The 20,141-nt window shown below is 47.0% G+C and carries 13 protein-coding genes and 2 pseudogenes; 7 read left to right on the forward strand and 8 right to left on the reverse strand.

Annotated elements, in window-relative coordinates:
- Positions 1-265: 265 nt before the first annotated feature.
- From hsdR to I8U19_RS10995, 3 genes are read left to right on the forward strand one after another with little or no spacing between them, the layout of a single operon-like run.
- Complete coding sequence (gene hsdR, locus I8U19_RS10985; RefSeq protein ID WP_198055975.1) at positions 266-2,584, forward strand: EcoAI/FtnUII family type I restriction enzme subunit R; 2,319 nt, start codon at positions 266-268, stop codon at positions 2,582-2,584.
- A gap of 18 nt (positions 2,585-2,602) precedes the next feature.
- Positions 2,603-4,045 carry a type I restriction-modification system subunit M gene (locus tag I8U19_RS10990; protein ID WP_198055926.1) on the forward strand — a complete coding sequence of 481 codons (1,443 nt, stop codon included), beginning with the start codon at positions 2,603-2,605 and terminating at the stop codon, positions 4,043-4,045.
- Between the two features lies 1 nt (position 4,046).
- A complete protein-coding gene (locus tag I8U19_RS10995) occupies positions 4,047-4,868 on the forward strand; it encodes a restriction endonuclease subunit S (RefSeq protein ID WP_198055927.1) in 822 nt (273 codons plus the stop codon).
- 61 nt (positions 4,869-4,929) lie between these two features.
- Here I8U19_RS10995 and I8U19_RS11000 read toward each other — a convergent pair whose 3' ends face one another.
- The 6 genes and pseudogenes from I8U19_RS11000 to I8U19_RS11025 all read right to left on the reverse strand — a co-directional run bounded on the left by I8U19_RS11000 (position 4,930) and on the right by I8U19_RS11025 (position 13,086).
- Positions 4,930-5,787: a tyrosine-type recombinase/integrase gene (locus I8U19_RS11000; protein ID WP_198055928.1), complete on the reverse strand. Its 858-nt coding sequence runs from the start codon at positions 5,785-5,787 to the stop codon at positions 4,930-4,932.
- A 1,568-nt stretch (positions 5,788-7,355) separates the two neighbouring features.
- On the reverse strand, positions 7,356-7,649 hold the full coding sequence (locus I8U19_RS11005; RefSeq protein ID WP_198055929.1) for a hypothetical protein: 294 nt from the start codon (positions 7,647-7,649) through the stop codon (positions 7,356-7,358).
- Positions 7,650-8,182: 533 nt separating this feature from the next.
- Positions 8,183-8,533 (reverse strand): RHS repeat-associated core domain-containing protein, encoded by a 351-nt coding sequence (locus I8U19_RS11010; RefSeq protein WP_198055976.1) that lies wholly within the window; start codon positions 8,531-8,533, stop codon positions 8,183-8,185.
- A gap of 26 nt (positions 8,534-8,559) precedes the next feature.
- Positions 8,560-8,709, reverse strand: a pseudogene (locus I8U19_RS11015) (IS21 family transposase); the annotation flags it as partial.
- A gap of 691 nt (positions 8,710-9,400) precedes the next feature.
- Positions 9,401-12,373, reverse strand: a complete 2,973-nt coding sequence (locus tag I8U19_RS11020; protein WP_198055930.1) for a DNRLRE domain-containing protein — start codon at positions 12,371-12,373, stop codon at positions 9,401-9,403.
- Positions 12,337-13,086: a hypothetical protein gene (locus I8U19_RS11025; protein WP_198055931.1), complete on the reverse strand. Its 750-nt coding sequence runs from the start codon at positions 13,084-13,086 to the stop codon at positions 12,337-12,339. Before I8U19_RS11025 ends, I8U19_RS11020 begins: the two co-directional genes overlap by 37 nt.
- 528 nt (positions 13,087-13,614) lie before the next feature.
- On the opposite strand from I8U19_RS11025, the gene pilM reads away from it, so the two are divergent.
- The 4 genes from pilM (at position 13,615) to I8U19_RS11045 (ending at position 16,867) form a co-directional block, all read left to right on the forward strand.
- The gene (gene pilM, locus I8U19_RS11030) at positions 13,615-14,613 is read left to right on the forward strand and encodes a type IV pilus biogenesis protein PilM (RefSeq protein WP_033100327.1); all 999 of its coding nucleotides are present in this window, start codon (positions 13,615-13,617) and stop codon (positions 14,611-14,613) included.
- Positions 14,610-15,269, forward strand: a complete 660-nt coding sequence (locus I8U19_RS11035) for a hypothetical protein (RefSeq protein WP_033100326.1) — start codon at positions 14,610-14,612, stop codon at positions 15,267-15,269. Before pilM ends, I8U19_RS11035 begins: the two co-directional genes overlap by 4 nt.
- The gene (locus I8U19_RS11040; protein ID WP_198055932.1) at positions 15,266-15,886 is read left to right on the forward strand and encodes a hypothetical protein; all 621 of its coding nucleotides are present in this window, start codon (positions 15,266-15,268) and stop codon (positions 15,884-15,886) included. The genes I8U19_RS11035 and I8U19_RS11040 overlap by 4 nt, the downstream gene beginning before the upstream one ends.
- A 507-nt stretch (positions 15,887-16,393) precedes the next feature.
- Complete coding sequence (locus I8U19_RS11045; protein WP_033099789.1) at positions 16,394-16,867, forward strand: hypothetical protein; 474 nt, start codon at positions 16,394-16,396, stop codon at positions 16,865-16,867.
- A gap of 316 nt (positions 16,868-17,183) precedes the next feature.
- Here I8U19_RS11045 and manA read toward each other — a convergent pair whose 3' ends face one another.
- On the reverse strand, positions 17,184-18,137 hold the full coding sequence (manA, locus tag I8U19_RS11050; protein ID WP_033099791.1) for a mannose-6-phosphate isomerase, class I: 954 nt from the start codon (positions 18,135-18,137) through the stop codon (positions 17,184-17,186).
- A gap of 107 nt (positions 18,138-18,244) precedes the next feature.
- A pseudogene (locus I8U19_RS11055) lies at positions 18,245-20,134 on the reverse strand (fructose-specific PTS transporter subunit EIIC).
- Positions 20,135-20,141 lie beyond the last annotated feature (7 nt).

Below are 20,141 nucleotides of genomic sequence, written 5' to 3' on the forward strand. Positions count from 1 at the left end.
TTGGTTTTTCCTAGGAATTAGACTATCTTTCCTGTATTAACTAATCTACTTATGCTTTTAGTTTTAACTTTTTAGACAATTTTTTCTGTACAGGGTGATATTCCTACATGGATACAATTTTTTGGTGGTTATTGGGGATCTGTGGTTGGTGGAACAAGATCGTGCCATTCAGGCAGCACAAAACCACTATCGGCATCAGCTTAAGGATTTGTATGGAAAAATGGGGATCATGGCGTTTATTGACTATGAGGAGGAGAGTGGACAGATGGGGAAAAGCGGCTTCAGTGAGCGAGATATCTGCACGAAATTTATTACTCCGGCTATTGAACGTGCAGGTTGGGACATCATGACACAGGTTTGGGAAGAAGTCACTTTTACCAAGGGACAAATTGTTGTTCATGGAAACAAGGTGAGACGAAAAAAACAGAAACGGGCCGATTATCTACTTTATCCTAAAGGCCATCCCAATCTCCCCATTGCGATCATTGAAGCTAAAAAAGACACCCTGCCTTTGGGTGGAGGGATGCAGCAAGTGTTGGAGTATGCTGAGATGTTGGATATTCCCTTTGCGTATACCTCCAACGGCACTGGTTTTATTGAACATGACAGGACAGTTGTAGAAGGGAAAAGAGAAAGGGTTCTCACCCTGGATGAGTTCCCTTCTCCTGAAGAACTTTGGGAACGCTTTAAAAAGTGGAAAGGGATCGACTCTGTAAAAGAAAAAATTATCGCTCAACCGTATTTTATTGATTCAAGGGGAAAGGAACCACGTTACTATCAACGAATCGCCATTAATCGAACCATAGAAGCTGTAGCGAATGGAAAAAAGCGGCTTCTACTCGTAATGGCGACGGGGACCGGAAAAACCTATACAGCGTTTCAGATTATTTGGCGGCTTTGGAAATCAGGAGTCAAAAAACGGATTTTGTTCCTGGCGGACAGAAATATTCTGGTAGATCAAACCATGACCAATGATTTCAGTCCGTTTGGGGATAAGATGACAAAGATTCGCAATCGCCGGGTTGATAAATCTTATGAGATCTATTTATCATTGTACCAGGGCATTTCAGGAGAAGAGGACTGGAAGAATATCTATAAGGAATTTTCTCCGGATTTCTTTGATTTGGTCATTGTGGATGAGTGCCATCGCGGGAGCGCCAAAGCAGATTCGGCATGGCGGGAGATTCTGGAGTATTTCTCTTCAGCCACTCAGATCGGCTTAACAGCAACTCCAAAAGAAACAAAAGATGTGTCCAATATCCATTATTTTGGTGAACCGATCTATACATATTCCCTGAAACAAGGGATTCATGACGGGTTCTTGGCCCCCTATCGCGTGATTCGTATTAGCTTGGATCGGGATTTGGAGGGCTGGCGACCGGAAAAAGGGAAAAAGGATAAGTTTGGTAGGGAAATCGAAGATCGCGTTTATACCCAACGTGATTTTGATAAGAAACTGGTTCTGGAAAAGCGAACCGAATTAGTAGCCAAAAAAGTGACGGAATACCTGAAAAAGACAGATCGCTTCCAGAAGACTATTGTATTTTGTGTCGATGTAGATCATGCAGAACGGATGCGCAGTGCTTTAATTAATGAAAATGGGGACCTGTTCAACAAAAATCATAAGTACATCATGCGAATTACTGGAGATAACAATGAGGGGAAAGCTGCGCTAGATGACTTTATCAATCCAGATAGTGATTACCCTGTCATTGCTACTACTTCCAAATTGATGACAACAGGAGTCGATGCCCAAACTTGCAAGCTGATTGTGCTTGACGCGAATATCAATTCTATGACAGAGTTTAAACAGATCATAGGCCGCGGAACCCGAGTGAACGAAGAGTACGATAAATATTATTTCACCATTATGGATTTCCGGAATGTGACCAATTTGTTTGCCGATCCCGAGTTTGACGGGGACCCTGTCAAGGTGTATGAACCTGGAAATCATGATCCTATCATTCCACCAGAGGATGTGGAAACGGAACCAGACGAAAGGGAACCTGGAGAAAGAGGGCCAAACTATAAACCCTATGTTGATGATGTAGAAGTCAAGGTGTCTGTTGAACGTACGCAGTTTTACGGACCTGATGGTAAACTGATTACGGAGTCTTTAAAGGATTATACGAAGAAAACCATTAAAAAAGAGTATCGGTCTTTAGATCATTTTATTCAAAAGTGGAATGAAGCGGAGAAAAAACAAATCATTATTAAGGAGTTGTTGGAACAAGGAGTACATTTGGATGCGCTTCAAGAAGAAGTGGGCAAAGAATATGATGTTTTTGACTTAATCTGCCATGTGGCTTTTGATCAAAAACCCTTGACTCGAAGTGAACGGGCTAGGAAGGCCAGACAGGACAGCTACTTTGATAAATATGAGGCGAAGGCCAGACGTGTGATTGATGCCTTGTTAGACCGTTATGCTGAAGGTGGCATCGAAGATATTGAGTCGATGGAGATCCTTCGGATTGCTCCTTTTACCGAGATCGGGTCTCCGGTTGAAATTATTAAACTCTTTAAAGGCAAAGACAAATACCTTGAAACGATTCAGCAGTTGAAGAAGCGATTGTACAGCGCATAGAGGAAGGGAAGACAGGATATGACAATCACCAATGTAATTAAGTCGATTCAGGATATCATGCGTCAAGACTCTGGGGTGGATGGCGATGCACAGCGCATCGCCCAGCTAGTCTGGATGCTGTTCCTGAAAATCTTGGATGATAAAGACCAAGAGATGGAGCTGCTGTCGGACAACTATCAATCTCCCATCCCAGAAGATTTCCGGTGGCGTGATTGGGCAGCGGATGATGAAGGGATGACGGGGGATGAACTTTTGGACTTCGTCAACAACAAGCTGTTCCCTACATTGAAGAATCTTCCGTACACTCCGCAAGATAACCCTCGTGGTTTCATGGTAAAGGAAGTCTTTGCAGATGCCTTTAACTATATGAAGTCTGGAACGTTGTTGCGTCAGGTGATTAATAAACTGAACGAGGTCGACTTTAACAGTTCGGAAGATCGGCACCTCTTTAACGATATCTACGAAAGCTTCCTGAAAGATCTGCAATCTGCCGGCAATGCAGGGGAGTTCTATACCCCTCGTGCCGTTACGCAGTTTATGGTGGACATGGTCAATCCTCAAATCGGGGAAGTAGTGTTGGACCCGGCATGTGGCACTGGAGGCTTCTTGACCAACACGGTAGATCACTTGAAAAAACAAGTGAAATCGGTGGAAGAACATGAACTCATCGCGAAAACAGTCAGAGGGATCGAGAAAAAACCGCTTCCGCATATTCTGGCTACAACCAACATGATCCTTCATGGAGTGGATATTCCTAGCATCGTTCATTCAAACTCTTTGGCTCGCCCACTCCGGGATTACAGCAAGGCCGAACGGGTGAACGTGGTTCTCACCAATCCTCCGTTTGGCGGGGTCGAAGAAGATGGCATTCAAGCCAACTTCCCAAGTTCATTTAGAACAAAGGAAACAGCCGACTTGTTCATGGTCTTGATCATGCATTTTCTTAAAGACAATGGCCGTGCTGCGGTTGTTTTGCCTGACGGATTCCTGTTTGGAGAGGGTGTAAAGACACGAATCAAAGAGAAACTCTTGCAGGAATTCAACTTACATACTATTGTCCGACTTCCAAATGGGGTCTTTGCTCCGTATACGGGGATTAAGACCAACCTCTTGTTCTTTGAGAAAGGAAAGCCTACCAAAGAAATTTGGTACTTTGAGCATCCTTATCCTGAAGGCATGAAGTCTTATTCCAAGACAAAACCAATTCGAATTGAAGAATTTGACAGGGAAAAAGCGTGGTGGAACAATCGGGTTGAGAATGAGTATGCCTGGAAGGTAACGGTGGAGGATATTATTAAACAGGGATACAACTTGGATCAGAAGAATCCTCACACCGAGGAAGAAGAATTGTTAAGCCCAGAAGAAGCACTTAAGAAATATGAAGAAGCTGTGGCTCAGGTTCAACAAGTGAAAGACCAGTTGAAAGAGGAACTGGCCAAGATATTGGAAGGGTCGAAATAAGATGCTGATAGAGAAATTTGAGACGTTGTTCGATACACCGGAAGCTGTGGAGGAATTAAGGAAGCTAATTTTGGATGCGGCGATACGGGGGAAGTTGGTGCCGCAGGACCAGAATGATGAACCGGCTTCCGTGTTGTTGGAGAGGATTGATGAAGAGAAAAATAGGTTGGTAAAAGAGGGGAAGGTTCGAAAGCAGAAGGCGTTGCCACCGATTGAGCAAGAAAAGATTCCTTATGAGATTCCGCAGGGATGGGAGTGGGTGAGATTAGGTGAGATAGGAGATTGGGGAGCTGGGGCTACACCTAATCGGACAAACCCTCAATATTATAATGGTACAATTCATTGGTTAAAAACAGGAGAACTTAATGATGGCTACATATTGGATTCTCAAGAGAAAATTACGGAGCTGGCTTTAAAAGAGTGTTCATTACGGGTCAATAAACCAGGTTCAGTACTTATAGCAATGTATGGTGCTACGATTGGAAAGGTAGGTATTTTAGAGATTGAAGCTACTACCAATCAGGCTTGTTGCGCATGCTCTCCTTTTTTGATTTCAAATAAGTACTTATTTTACTTTTTAAAAGCATCTCGATCCAGTCTAATTAGACTAGGTATGGGCGGTGCTCAGCCAAATATCTCTAAGCAGAAGATCGTGAACTTCCCGTTTCCGTTACCACCCCTAAACGAACAAAAACGGATCGTCGCCAAAGTTGATCAACTCATGACCTTTTGTGACCGTCTGAAAGAAACCATCATTCAACGTCAAAAAGCGGCAGAACAATTGCTCCAATCGGTTTTGAAGCAGTCTTTTTCAAGTGAATAACCGGACATTGAATACCCTGTTATTATCAATAGAGCTGCCCAAAATACCAGGGCAGCTTCTTTCATCCAAACACTTTTGATACCGCCTCTTCCAATTCCCTCTCCGTTGGCTTTGCATATCGTCGGGTTACATTAATATCCGAATGCCCCATCAGTTCCGCAACCGTGGCAATATCGATTCCATTAGCCACCAGCTCCCTGCCGTAGGTATGCCGTAACATGTGGGGGTGGATGTTGAACTTTTTGGCTAGCATGTCCTGGACACTTCTCTCGCTGATCCGTTTCTGATAATTGGAGAGAAACAGGGGCGGTAAATCGAGTGTCCCTTTCTCTCTTCGTTCCTCCAGATACCGTCTAAGATGAAAACGAGCCTCAACCGGCAACGGGACCCGACGGGAGACACTTCCTTTCCCTTCTCTCACCAGCACACTCCCTGATCGCTCTCCCATGGTGACATCCTCTTGGTTCAAGGCAACCAATTCGGATACCCTCAATCCGGTATAGAGCAGCATGTAAACGATGGCGATATTTCTTCGCTTCCCCTCTCTCTCCACTTCCCGCAGAATTCGGTTTCGCTCATTGCGATCCAGCGACTTGGGCGCGATATTCTGGGTTCTGCGAACTTCTGGTCGACGAATTCCTTCCATTATATAGGTTTTTTTCTGGAACCGAGCAAAAGAGGATAAACAAGCAAAATGGTTGTTGATCGTGGATGGCTTTTTGCCTTCCTGTTCCATGTCATTCATATAACTTTGGATATCGACCCGAGTGAGGTTATTCAAGTCGCCACCATTTTTCGTGACGAATTTTTCGAATTGCGAAAGGATGTTTCGATACGTTCGAATCGTTTTTGGACTCATTCCTTCCTCTTCGAGATGGGTTAAAAACGCATCAATGAGTTTTACGCAACTTTTTTTCACGCTTAGCACCTCCGTGAGACTCGATTTTTTCGTTCGCGATTTATGTAGAGGTTGCGGAAAAGGTATGTTTTACGCAACTTTTGATTTTAAGAAAAAGAAGCGAAATTTGCTTCGATCTACTTGACATTTTATCATAGGATGGTCAAAAAATGAATCAAAATCCCGAATAAAAGAAATGAAGCGTCAGAATCCAAATCACCCCGAAACCTAAGGCTACCCTCGATGGGGCAGCCTCTTTTTTTTGGGGGTTCTCTGAACAATCGGCGGCTTCCCTCTATCTCTTCAACAGTTCAATCAGAATCTGGGCTAGTCCGATCATTACCATCACTTGCTCCCAGGTGATATATTTGTTTCCCATGGTGTGGCCCCCTTAGTTTTGTCGTTCAATATACATTACCGACGCGAAAACCCAATTGCACACACGGGAGTGAATTTTTTTCCTCCCATCCATGGATTCTCGCTCACATCGATTTAAAGTAGCTGCCCAGGTATTCCGGGCAGCTTATTTCATCAACTCCACAACAAGAGAGATGATGGCCAAGATGATACCTAACTGCTCCCAAGTCACCGGTTGTCTCATCAAATCCCTCCTTTGGATCAAAAAAAGGACGCCCAGAGTTGGACGTCCTCATTCCTTATATACGAGGCAAATCAGCTTCTGTCACATAAACGGGGATATTTTTATCCCCTCATTTCTAATATACGAGCCCAACAGGGGTGCTCGCGCAAAAATCATGAAAAAAATTCCCCCTCACTATTAATACGCACAGTGAATAAATGAAAAAGGACATAATGAGCAAAAAAACCCCCTCACTGTAGAAGACCCCAGTCCCTTAATGGATCCTAATCAGTTTCTTTGAAAGATCTGTTCGCCAAAATCTCTTTTTCATTACCCCTCGTTGTGGTAAAATGAATGTCGATCCATCGTTGAAATACAGTTCTCACCGCTCCGTTTTTATGGCGGAGCGGTCATTTTATTTTATCAGGAGTGTCGAGCGTCTCTTTTAGGCCCAGAATCGTTCCTTCTACTCCTTACTAAAGAAAAAATAAAGCCTGTCCCAAAAAAGGGGCAAGCTTTTTAAGAAATCAAAGGAAGCGATAGTCAAGTTTTTTATTGAAGAGCGATAGCGAAGTCGCTTTTTTTATTTGTTATCTTAGAAGACGAAGACCGTACCCTGTTTCAATCCTCCTACCCGAGGTGTATTTATTGATCCTTTTTATGAGGCTTATCTGCGTCTGTATTGATCCAGTTTCAATCCTCTCTCCTGAGGTGTATTTATTGATCCCGCCCACTAGCATCGATCATGGATTCAAGAGCCGTTTCAATCCTCTCTCCTGAGGTGTATTTATTGATCCAGCGTTCACTGTACTCCTTAATGTTATTGAGTTTATCCGTGATTTTCCGAACACCTCCTCGATTTGCCCAAGTTTCGGGATTTTTTAACTGGATCACCTCCATCCCAAAAGCCTGATTCCCCTTTATTTTTGCGGGCTTTGGCGTTTCCGAACAACCCTTGGGTTCTTTTCGAAGCTTCCGGTGTTCGCCAATCCAATACCGAAATACCAATTTACTTTCCTTTTTCCAGTTTCTCTACCCGTTTCTTCAATGCCAGTACCGATTTGTCAATCCGAAACGTGGTAGCTTCCAATGCTTGAATTTTGTCCTCATGAAGATTGTGGCGAGCCACTTCCTCCACTTGATTTTCGAGAATATCCTCTGCAGATTCTCTGACCACCCGCTCCACATCACCAAGTCGCATCTTGATCGCGGCCAACTCCTGGTCGATATTCTCAAAACGCTGATCCATCTTCTCGTGGATCTTCGCGAATTCCTCCTGCAAAAACTTAATCAAGTCATCCATCCGAATGCCTCCTTACTGTGATTATATCATGGAAAAATGATGAAATCGTTAATCTTGTTTAATTCAGATTCACTTTTTTCTGATCTTTCGACTTTCTCTCTATGTGGACGAACTGGCGTTTTCGTTTAAAAAGGAAGATGTAAAAACGGCGGAAAATCAAAAAGTCATCTGCACTATGATAGACCACAAGAGGCGATTAGAAGCCTTTTTCTGCTAAAGTGCACCCATTGGGTAGGTTTTTACTAATTATCAGAGTATAATCAAATTAACCACAACAAGGAGATGAGAAAATGAAAATCAAAAATTATGACCACATGATTATCATTCAAGAGAATCTGTTTGCACCACTGGGCAATCTCATCCCGATCATCACAAATTGGAACTCAGTCTGCGGTTTCATGTAGTAGGGGATCGTGAATCACAGTACGCATCACCAAATTGGTGGATTACGGCGCCTTTTGCGATTAGGAGTATGAGAACCCTTTTGTTATAATAGAATCGGGTCATGGTGGGTGGCAGCGCCCAAGCCGCTTTCACGGTTCCAAGAAACAGCGGCAAAATACCGCTGTCTTGGCGATCGCTTCTATCTTGCTTCCAGACAAGCCTACCAAACTTCCATACAAAATGACGGGTGAAGTGGAACCGAACCGGGTTAAAGACCGTCCCATGTAGTACCGGCTTTGCAAGTAATACAATCCGGTTTCCTTATCGTAGCGGTAGCCTGCGTAGGTATAGGGGTTGACGACGGTACCCGTTTGGCTGACGAGTTTGCCGAAGGCATCGTAGGTATACGTATTTACCACGGCACCGGTGCTATCGGTGAGTGCGACGACATCGCCATGACCATTTAATTGGTAGAAATACGTTTTCCCGCCCCGGGTCATGCTCACAGGCAGATTGTTGTCATCATCGGCCGGGGCTTCCGCTCCGGAAGCCCCTGAGTGCGGAGATACCGCCGAACGGTATTTCGGGCATATCCCGCTTCTCTCGAAATCTCCCGAATACTCTTGCCAGTCGCCTTCAATTCGTGTAATTTAATCACAGTCCCACTCCCTAACATAAGTCCCCCTCCGAAGAAAATTGGCGTTTTCGTTTCGAAGGGGATTTATTCGACGGGAGTGGGTCAATTCTTTTTCGGCGATCCTAGGTCAATTATAAGACGGCTGTAACAATTTTGGTGGGCTTAAATTAACTATACGAGGAGGGGTTAAACCGTGAAATTAAAATCAAGATATTTCGTTTTGTCTGTTGATCCAATATTGAAGATAAAACTCTTGAAAAAGAAAAGTAAAGAACCCACTTATTCTTCCTGAAATCACCTGTAGATTTAAGATGGCCCTGTATCGAAAAGCAACAATGATTGAAGCGATTATGGTAAATGGGGGTAAGCCATTTATCATAAATATATCTTTATGTTTTATCCAAATCCCAACCAACATCAAAGGGTTTTTATCTATCATAAACACCTCAATAAGAATTAATAACAAATTTAAAGTGTTAACGATCAACAAAAAATAAGGTTCCCAAGTTATTTCCCTTTCGGAAAAATCGGACTTAAGCATTTTCCTTCTAGAAAAATACCAATAACAAGAATAGAAATTATATGTAATGACATCTAAAATAATCATGAGTAAAATTGAAGTGCGTTTATAAAGGTAGACTGCCATCACAAATCCCCCAATATTTTGGTTTTTAATAATAACAATTTCTTAGAAAAAGGCTGATGACATTGGTCAACAGCCTTCTAAATATCACCATCTATTCACCAATCGGTGAAGATATCTTTCTATTACTGTTAATTTATTGTCAATATATCTACCAATTCTCGTATGATCAAACCAAGTTTCATATGCAAACAACTTATTACCAACTGAAGAAACATAACTTACAATATTTGCTACCTTGCCTAATGCATATCCACCTATCGCTCCACGTATGAAGGAGAAGATTGACCTTCTAAATACTAACCTTCCAAAATGAACATCGAAAAAATGAAGCTCTCTCGATAAAGCCCTAATTCCCATAAAAGATCTAATCGCTGAGCCAAACCCACCGGTAAAGAAAAATGCCAAATCAGTTAAAGTATTTGCGCGAAGGTCACTAAAAATAGCACTAACAATCGAATTTAGCAATCTTTTTAAATAGGATTTCCATCCCCAAGACCATTGACCAGATGGGTCTACATTGGAAATAGGATTATTTTCCGCATAAACATATTTATTCAAACTCAACGGCTCGTTTACAAATCCATCAAACGTATCCCTCGTCAAAAACCTCCCCGTCTCTGGATTATAGTACCGGCTTTGCAAGTAATACAATCCGGTTTCCTTGTCATAGCGGTACCCTGCATAGGTATAGGGGTTTTCCACCGTTCCGGTTCGGCCGACGAGGTTGCCGAAGGCATCGTAGGTATACGTATTTACCACGGCATCGGTGCTATCTGTGAGTGCCACTACATCCCCATGACCGTTCAATTGGTAGAAGTATGTTTTTCCGCCCCGGGTCATGCTGACGGGAAGATTGTTATCATCGTAGGTGTAGCTGGCGACAACCGCCCCACTTTGATCGGTTTCATAAGACACATTATTTCTTTGGTCATAGTGGAACGTGATCGTGCCGGAAGCGGTGGTCATGGTTTTGCGCATGCCATCAGCCCGGTAGGTGAACGAGGCGATGGTGTTGCCGCTGCTGTCTTTCACCTGAATCAGGTGGTTGGCCGCGTCGTAGACATAGGTTTTGCTGCCATCGCTGGTCAGGTTGCCGTTGGCGTCGTAGGTATAGTTCGTGCCGTTGACCGAAGTGAGTTGGTCAGCATCATCGTATGTGTACGTTGTGGTGGTGCTGTTTCCGCCTTGGGTGACTTTCTTGGTGAGACGGTTGCCCGTTTCGTCATAGGTGTATTCGATCACCGTTCCGTCTGGCCGGGTTTCTTTGGTCAATTGGTCCAGTGCGTCATACTGGTAAGACGTCGTTTTTGGCGGGTTGGTGCCATCCGTTTCGGTCACGGAGGTGATCCGCCCCTTGTTGTCATACGCGTAGACAAAGCTGTAGAGCAGGTTGCCGTATTTGTCGAAGATGTCCCGTTCCACCAAGTCCTCGGCGCCGTTGTAGCGGTTAAAGGTCATGTTGCCGTCGGCTGTTTTGCGGCGGGCCACCTGGTCTTGCTCGTTGTAGTTAAACCAGGCCTGGTTTGCCCCGTTGGACGTGATTTTGGTCAATTGGTTATTACTGTTGTAGGCAAATCCTTGCGTGATCACCGTGCTGCCGGCGGTCAGCTTTTGCTGGGTGACGTTGCCGTTCGCATCATAAGTGTAATCGGTCTGGTTGCTGTTCGGCTCCTGAACGGAAGTCAGGCGATTGTCGGCGTCATAGCTGTAGTTGGTCGATGTGCCCGTCGTTTCGTCCGTTTCCTTGGTGAGATTGTTGTTCGCGTCATATTGGAAGCTGTAGACTTGCGTTCCATTGTAGGAAACCGAATTTTGCCGGTTCACGCTGTCATAGCCGTATTCGACCGTGTTGCCGTTCGGCTGGCTGACCTTGGTAGTGAGTTGGGCGGCATCATCATAGGTATACGTTGTGGTGGTGCTGTTTCCGCCCTGGGTGACCTTCTTGGTGAGACGGTTGTCACCGTCAAAGCTGTACTTGGCTGAACTATTTTTAGCTATTTTGCGGGACGAGTCCACGATCGAGGCCAGTTTTTTCGATGAATTAAAGTTGTACCTGGTCTGATCCGGCGTGATGATGGTAAAGGTGTTGTCCCCGTTTTTCACCAGAGTGAGGTTGACTCCTCCGGAAGCCTTATACGTCCCTGTGGGAGTTCCCTCCGATCCGTACTCCGGTGCAAAGGTATGGGTGGTGCCATCCGCATCCGTATAGACGATCGGCCCGCTATAGCTCATCCTCAGGCTTTGTTCCAGGTTGGACGTCCAGCCGTACCCGAAAATCCCGCTGGACTTGGACCGACTGTTGTAGGAACGGTCGATGGAGAGCCCGGTGCCGCGCCCATCAATGCTGACATCGGAATCTTCCAGGTAAAAGTTGCCGTTATAGGTGTTGACATTGGTGACGGCGGAAGTCCAGAAGCTTTCCACCCCGATCGGGTCGATGGTGTAAGTGACGGTCAGCATCGGCTTTTGCGAAGGATAGGTCGCATAATCGCTGGAGCGGAATGACTTGCGGTTGTCGCTTTCTTTATTCAGGCGCAACATCACCCCATAGTTGGAAGTGGTCCCACCATACCACTGTTTGACCAAAGAGGTAATGTCAAAATCATAGAAACCCACATCAGAAACGTTGGTGCTGGTGATCAGAGTCCCTGTTGCAGGCACTTGGGTCCATTTGATCCCGGTCGATGTCCAATCGCTTGCCACAGAGTAGAGGTCAACTTGTTCCGGCTGGGTTGTTGAATATTGATACAATGTAAGCTTGGCGGAAGTAATATTAGCCGAGCTCAATAAGGGAGCAAGTCCAAATTTGATGTAAGAGCGGTATACTCCTGTGCCATAGATGGAATCGGTGTAGGTTCCGGTGATGAGATACGGATCGCCGGCAAAATTGACATTTTGCGCAGCGGTTGCGCTGCTGATGCTGGCGTCAAAGGTCTTGTCCGATCCCTGTACCGAAATGGACGGGTCGATGGTAACCGGGTAAGCACGGCTGGAGTCTTTGAGCCAGTCATCGTCCGGTTTCAGATCGATATAGGTGTTCTTTCCCTCGGTTCGCAAGGAAAACTGCACCTTGTCGGAGGTGGCGTTTTTCGCATCGACCGCGGGATGGTGAACAGCGTTTTTCCCTTGGCATCCACAAATGCCACCGAGCCGTTAGCCTGTTCTTTTGGTTGCACGTTTTTTGTCTTCAAGGAAAGGGTATATACAGATTGTCCCGTGTATTTGTGCAGTACCCATCCTTCTTTGACACCGGTGTTGGTGACAGTGTAGGTGAGATCGGTGTCCGGGTACACATCGGGATAGGTAACCATGTTCTCTTTTTTCTGTGCTGTGGTGTTTGCTCCGCCGGTCAGGCCGAAATCCGCTTCGGCTTGTCCGAGTCGGAAGCGCACCACTTTTTTTCCGCGGCTGTGGTTTGCAAAGCCGACCCGGAATTTATTGCCGCGGTTGATATAGGGGAGATCCGAGTCCAGGGCGCTCTTTCCCGCCGATTCGACATGGTTGTCGATATCTGCCCATTTGCCGTTTTGCTTATAGTGGATCGGTTCCGAATATTCCTTCAATACATAGGTCTTTTGGTCCGGATTGAGGAACGTTTTGGAGTTTTCCGTGCGCAAGGCTTCGATTTCCACCGGTTTGGGATCCGGTGCAGCCAGGGCCTGATAAACCCAGTCTGGCCACAAGGTGAATATCAGGGTGAGAATGACGGCCAGAAAGATCATTCTGCGGTAAGGCAAGTAATGCCTGGAGTAGAAGAACTGCAAACGCATCCCTCGCTTTTCATAGAATTGTCTTTTTTTGTAATAACATTTTCAGATTTACGAAATAAATTTACCTCCGTCCTTTTCGCTTTGCAAGATAGTTTTAATTACATTTAGATTACAAATTTTAAATTTTAAATTTTAAATAAAAATTGTTTATTAATGGATAATTTTATTTCTTATGCAAGATACTTCATTCTTTTTGCTGGATCGATTGAATGATTTTGGGAGTCTTTTTCTGTGAAGGTGTCGTAAGGGGAGAATGTGGGGGCGCCCCCTTTGATTCCCGTTCCTGGCCGGTCAGTTGCGCCAAAAAGACATGGATGTATTCCATTGTTTGCGAAAACGGGAATGAATTCGGTTAGTTTCGGAAGCAACTATTCAAATGCAGTGAACTCATGGACAAATGGGAAACTTCTGTGATAATGATATAAAAATAGAGGGATGAACGAATAAAGTTGTGAAATAAATAGAGAGGATTTGCGTTGCTTTCTCCGATCCGGGAAAAGATCGAAAGGGAATAAAGGAGATTTTTGTATGGCCTATCATATTGGCATAGAGTTATCGCCCTCTTATTTCAAGCTGGCGGAAGTGAAAAGGAATCGTCGGGGAATCACGCTTCAGCAGTATGTCGTCCATCCCTTTCCGGGGATCTGGTCCAAGGATGCGGCATTTTTGGAGCGGGAAGAGCTGGTTCAGACGATTCAGGAGGCGCTGCTGGGGCGTGAATTGCATACGGAGCGGGTTCATGTCGGGATCAGTTGTCATGAAGTGGTGTTCAAACACGTGACCGTCCCGGAGATGCCCAAGCGGAAATACCGCAGGTGGATTGAGGAGCACCTGCTTTCTGTGTTGGATTTGCCTTTTCCCGATCCGGCGTTTGACTACCAGCTGGTCGATCATGTCTGGGCCGATGGGGACGAGCAGAAAATCTTGCTGGCCCTGATTTCCAAGTCGTATATCGACACCTTGACCAGGGTGCTTCGCTATTGCGGTCTGGATCCGACTCATATCGATCTGTCTCCTTTTTCGCTATTTCGTTGGATCAATGCCAGCAGAGAGATCGCTTCGGCTCATACGGTGATTGTGCAAATTTCCAAGACGGAAGTGGAGGTCAGTTTTTTTGTCGATGGAAAATTCACCGATATCCGTCCGTTTCACTTGCCGCTTACCTTCTTTCTCGACGGGGCAGACCGTCCGTATCCGGATCCGTTAAAGCCGGTTCTGCAGGAGGAATCGGAGGTGGCGCGCTATGGGAGGGCGCTTTTTTCGCGGTTGACAGAGTGGATGGATCAAACAGGGAAAAGACGTTTTCTTAAGCCGGGAGCACAGTGGATTCTCACAGGAGAAGGATTGGATCTGTATCTGCTGGAACATTGGCTGAACCAACAGACTGAAGCAGCCGTCAGTGTTGCCCCGCCCGCGGAATTGGTCATGACCGAACGCTTGAGAGAAAAGGCCTCCCGTTGGGTCGGCACCTCCCTTTCCGTTCCGCTGGGCTTGGTTTTGCGCGAGGGGGAGGTGCTGCAACCATGAATTTTCTGCCAAGGCAACCGCTGGTTAAACGCTGGTTTTATCTATGGCTCTCTTTGATTCTTGTCATTTTCGTGTCAGGAGTGGCGGGCATCGAACTGGTGAATGACAAGTTGAAGGAAAGAGTGGAACAAATGGAGCAGCGGGTGGAGTCCAAGCGGAAAACGGTAAACGATGCGATGGAAAAGGAACGGGCCGAAAAGAAGTTTTTCAAGGAACACGGCGCTGAGTTTGCCTACCGGGATACGGTAAGGAAAGCGGATCAGCAGCGCATTGAGTGGCAGCAGGGAGTCGAGGCGCTGATGGGCTCGTTGCCGCCACAGACGAAACTGTTTGAACTGAGCGGCGTGGGCAACCGGCTGTATGGCTGGGGCTTGTTTTCCGATGCAGCCGTTGCATCCGATTTTGTCAATAAAACGGTAAACGGGAACCGTGACAAGGTTCAACAGGGATGGATTGATTGCATCGGCGATTCCTGTACGGATCTGTCGGTGAAGACCAATGACAATAAAAATGGGGTGATCGTCCGCTTTCATTTTGATCTGAAAGAGACAGATCCCGATGAAGCCGAAGACGAGCAAAATGCGAAACAAAGGGGGGAACTGCCATTCGAAAGCCTGTTTCCCCAAGGAGATGGAAGTCAGGGACAACTCTTTTGAGTGCGGTCGCGATCGGACTTATTCTGTGGCTTATCCTCTATTATTTTGAGATCAGGCCGGTTTATCTGAAGTTTGAGATGCTGCGGCAGGAAGAAACGGCGCTGAATGCCAATCTGAAGCGCTATGAAAAATATATGAGCATCACCTGGTCTCTGCCGCTCGGACTTTCCGATTTTGAACGGGAGCAACTGGGCAAACAAGTGCCGGCAGGTGAGAACCACCCCGAATTCATGGTGCAATTGGAGCAGGACATCACCAAGGCCGGGGCCGTCCCCCTGCATCTGGAGCTGGTCGGCGACATAAGTGAAGCGCTCCGGGTACAGAAGAGCGGGGCTGACACCATAACAGACGATTCGTACAGTACGGAGCAGCTGGCGAAGGAACTGAACCTGGTTCAGTCTCCCGATCTCAAGCCGATTTGGGTGAAACTGGAGGTAAAGGCAACGAGAAGCCAGTTTACCGATCTGTTGCAGAACCTTTACAACAATGAACGCCTCGTCACTGTCGTCAGCTGGGATTATCGCTATACAGATGAGACCAAGCCGGAAACGGGAACGATTTATGCCGGTGTCTATTACTATACCGGCAAGGTGCAGGCACAGGATCAACCGGAATAAACAAGAAGAAAACGGCCTGCATCAAGAGCAAAGAAATTGCCTTGGACGGCATCAGAAAAGATCCGATTGCGGTGCTTCAGACTTCACGGTGGACGACGGGGATGGATGCTTTTCTTTGCTCCCGGTTTCTACGTCGCAAAGGCCGCTGCAGAAAAACTTCCACCTCTATGTGTGAAAAATTTTCCAAAAAAACTCAAGACCCTTTGGGGTCTTTTTTCATTTATGGACGAGTCGCAGACCCGTGGTCGGTTGCAACGATTCCGGCTGCATGATTTGAACCGTGTGGACCATGCGCGTCAGTAAAATAATGGATTCGTATTGAACAAAAATTGAACAATCCCTTTTCCTGCAACCAACCGGAAAAGGGATTCGTCCCTTAGTATGAAAGCGATTTTGAGGTGTTTGAATATATTTTTAACATTGGCAATATTACCTTTTTATTTCTATCTTTTTCTTGTAAACTAGTGAATGTATTAACGCACTACATAAAGAAAGGAGCTGATCTGTTTGGAACCCAAAAGGGGAATGGCTTGCTCACTGGCTGCAACGGTGTTTATTGCTGGGGGAGCATTTTCCGGAACGGTTCATGCGCAAAGTTTGCATGCGAATCACATTCCGGCAAAACCTCCGGTAAATCAGGTCAAACCGGCAGCGATTGAAAAAGTGAACCGGATTGAAACAGCAAAGGAGCCGGTATCTCCCGAAGCTCCGGCATCCGTTTCAGGAAGCAATGAAGAAGTTGCCTCCGGGTTTGGTGTGATCAAGGATAAGCTGTTGTCTGACTTTACCGGTCAAACAGAACAAATGACTGCCAAAGGACAAGCTGTTCCCTTCTTGGCCAAACAAAAAGTTTCCGCGAACAATGATCGGGCCGAAACGCTCGCAAATCAAGCAAAAGACAGCACAGGCAGCAAGACGAAGCTTGAAAAGCAAACAAAAAAAGCGCCAACGCCATCACAGCGCAAGCGCAAACGGTTGTGAAACAAGCGAATGATCGTGCCCTTAACGGGAAAACCAATGCACAGTCCCTCATTTCACAGACGTCACAGGATATAAATGATAAAGTTTCCTCGCAACCTTATGATAGCAAAGTGAAAACGTCTGTGCCAGTAAAAAAGGCACCGGGATCCCCGGTGGTTGACAAAGTGGCAGATCATGTTTTGCCGTATCATACGGAAGTTGAGTAAGACTTGGCTGAAACGACGTAACAAATTTAAACGATCTCTCTTTTGCCTTCTTTCCTCCCCGAACCATATTGGCTGGTGGGTAATCCCGCCGGCTTTTTTTGATCAAACCGTCAAACCCGGGAAACGATCAAGGTCAGTTTCCCGCTGATGTTAAAGGGACCGTATCCGGCCGGAAGGATGAAATGGTCTCCTTTGGTCAGCGGAACGATTTCATTTTCCCGGCTCAATTCCCCTGAACCGCTGATGACACTGGTCAAAAGAAAAGTTGAAGTGACAGGGTGGGGAAAGACCCCGTCCAACTCCCATTTTTGCACGGTGAAATACGGGGACTGAACCAGGGTGGTGATGGTTCCGCCTTTCTGTACGTTTACATGCGGTTCCACTTTCGCCTCTTCATGGGGGACATTGATCACCTCAATCGCCTGTTTGAGGTGCAATTCCCGTTTGTTTCCGTTTGCATCGGTCCGGTCATAGTCATAAAGGCGGTACGTGGTGTCCGAGTTTTGTTGCGTTTCCAGGATCAGGGTGCCGGCGCCCAGGGCATGCACGGTGCCGCTGGGAACATAGAAAAAATCCCCCGGTTTTACCTTGACCCGTTTCAGGAGTGTTTTCCAGTCGCCCTGTTTGATGCGGGAGATCAGTTCTTCTTTGCTATGAGCCGTATGTCCGTAGATAATTTCCGCTCCCTCGTCGCAATCGATCACATACCAGCATTCTGTTTTGCCCCGTTCGCCATTTTCATGGAGATTGGCATAGGCATCGTCCGGATGAACCTGAACGGACAGATCGCTGGAAGCGTGAAGGATTTTGGTCAGCAGCGGGAAGGTGTCCGCTTTGTCGCTGATGCCGAAAAATTCGGGTTTCTCTGACCAGAGCTCGCCGAGCGTCATTCCGGCATAAGGGCCGTTTTTCACGATGCTCTGGCCGTGGGGATGAGCGGAGATCGCCCAGCATTCGCCGGTTTGCCCGGAGGGAATATCATAGCCGAATTCCTCTTTCAGCCTTGTTCCTCCCCAGATCCGCTCTTTAAATACCGGCTTTAAAAAAATGGGATAGCGATGCAATGGACTCGCTCCTTTCGTTGGAAAATACCGAGGTCTTGGAGGATGAGAACGGGGATGACCGGGAGCGTTGGATCACGGGCTCCCGGTTTGGTCAGAACGATGTGTCACTATTCCTCAGTCAAGAGGGCATACACGCCTTCTTTGCTGGTTGCGGAGAGAAGTTTCGCCCGGAAGGAGTCATCGATCAATTTGACCGCAAGCATTTGCAGGATTTTCAGATGCTCATTTCCCGCCTGCGATTCCGGCACGGCGATCATGAAGATCAACTGTGCCCGTTCGCCGCTCTGTTCATCCCAGGTCACATCCGAAACCGTCCGGGCAAAGGCGACTCTGGGAGTGCTGACTGCGTCCGATTTTCCGTGCGGGATGGCGACACCGAAGCCAATGCCGGTATGTCCTTGATTTTCCCTGGCGAAGATCGCTTCTTTAAACGCCTCGATATCGTGCAAGGCGCCGGTTTGCTTCAATTGTGCCGCCAGCGTTTCGATCACACTGTCTTTCGTGTCCGCGGTTACGTCGAGCAAAATGAGATCATGGTTGATCAGTTGGGACAAGTTCACTGTAATTCACTCCTATTGTTGATCTGAGACTGGTTTTTTCAGGGCGTTTACCATAAAGGCGGTGACCAGAACGCCTGCGATAATGCCGATGATAAACATCGGGATGTTGTGAATGGCGCTGAACAGCATCACGATTGGCCCGCCGTGCGGAACACTGTCACCCACATGCCCGAGCATGGAGATGACGGAGCCGACCATTCCTCCTGCCATGATGCTCGGAATGACGCGCAGCGGGTCCCGTGAAGCGAACGGAATCGCCCCTTCGGTAATTCCGACCAGCCCCATGGCCAGGGCAGCCTTCCCCGCTTCCTGCTCTTCGGGGTAGTATTTTCGTTTATTCAGCAAGGTGGCCAGTCCCATTCCCAATGGGGGAATACAGATGGCGGTGGCAATCGGGCCCATGATGTAGGGGTTGCCCTGCCCGATCATCGCCGCCCCAAACAGGAAGGCCACTTTGTTGATCGGTCCGCCCATGTCAAAGGTGATCATCGCTCCCAGGATTAACGCCAACACGATTTTGGAAGCTCCCTGCATCGTGTTGAGGAAGTGTGTCAGTGCTTCCATCAGCGCAGAAATCGGGGCGCCGATAATATAAATGAAGATCAGCGAAACCGCTAAAGACGTGAGCAGGGGGATCACCAGGATGGGCATGATCGGCTGAATCATTTTTGGCGCTTTCAGCGCTTTGAGCCCTTTGGCGATATAACCGGCGATAAATCCGGCCACAATCCCGCCGATAAACCCGGCTCCGGCCGCACTGCCGTAAAAGCTGCCGTTTGCCGCGATGTAGCCGCCGATCATCCCCGGGGCCAGTCCGGGACGGTCCGCGATGCTCATGGCGATAAATCCGGCCAGAATCGGCACCATGAACTGGAAGCCGACTGTGCCGATATCATTGATGGTTTTCCAGAGCGAGTGCTCCGGAATCACAAAGCCTTTGTCAGTCGGCACCCCGCCCAGCCCGATGGAAATGGCGATCAGCAGGCCGCCGATCACCACAAAGGGGATCATGAAGGAAACGCCGTTCATCAGGTCGCGGTAGAGATAGCGTTTTACTTTTGACTCCTGCTTCAGCTCTTTGCCTTCAGCCGGAATTGCCGTATCAGCTTTTTCCGTTTTGTCTTTATAAACGGGCACTTCTCCATCTTGAAAACGTTTGATCAGACTTTCCGTCTTGTGGATGGCATCGGCGACGGAACACTCCAGTACCCGCTTGCCACGGAAGCGCTCTTTTTCGACGTCTTTGTCTGCGGCGATGATGACCCCATCCGCTTCCATGATTTCTTCCGGGGTAATTTCGTTCTCCACTCCGATTGAACCCCTTGTCTCCACTTTGATCGTTATGCCCAGATCCGCAGCGGTTTTTTTCAGCTTCTCCGCAGCGATATAGGTATGGGCGATCCCTGTCGGACAAGCGGTGACAGCTAAAAGTTTCATCGTTCAA

Source organism: Thermoactinomyces sp. CICC 10523 (assembly GCF_016055105.1).
GTDB classification, from domain to species: Bacteria; Bacillota; Bacilli; order Thermoactinomycetales; family Thermoactinomycetaceae; genus Thermoactinomyces_A; species Thermoactinomyces_A daqus.

Coding starts and splice junctions, on each gene's coding strand:
- I8U19_RS11005 (WP_198055929.1), bottom strand. CDS start 7,649: ATGGATGACTTGATTAAGTTTTTGCAGGAGGAATTCGCGAAGATCCAC.
- I8U19_RS11025 (WP_198055931.1), bottom strand. CDS start 13,086: ATGCGTTTGCAGTTCTTCTACTCCAGGCATTACTTGCCTTACCGCAGA.
- hsdR (WP_198055975.1), top strand. CDS start 266: ATGGGGAAAAGCGGCTTCAGTGAGCGAGATATCTGCACGAAATTTATT.
- pilM (WP_033100327.1), top strand. CDS start 13,615: ATGGCCTATCATATTGGCATAGAGTTATCGCCCTCTTATTTCAAGCTG.
- I8U19_RS11010 (WP_198055976.1), bottom strand. CDS start 8,533: ATGACCCGGGGCGGGAAAACGTATTTCTACCAATTAAATGGTCATGGC.
- I8U19_RS10990 (WP_198055926.1), top strand. CDS start 2,603: ATGACAATCACCAATGTAATTAAGTCGATTCAGGATATCATGCGTCAA.
- I8U19_RS11035 (WP_033100326.1), top strand. CDS start 14,610: ATGAATTTTCTGCCAAGGCAACCGCTGGTTAAACGCTGGTTTTATCTA.
- I8U19_RS10995 (WP_198055927.1), top strand. CDS start 4,047: ATGCTGATAGAGAAATTTGAGACGTTGTTCGATACACCGGAAGCTGTG.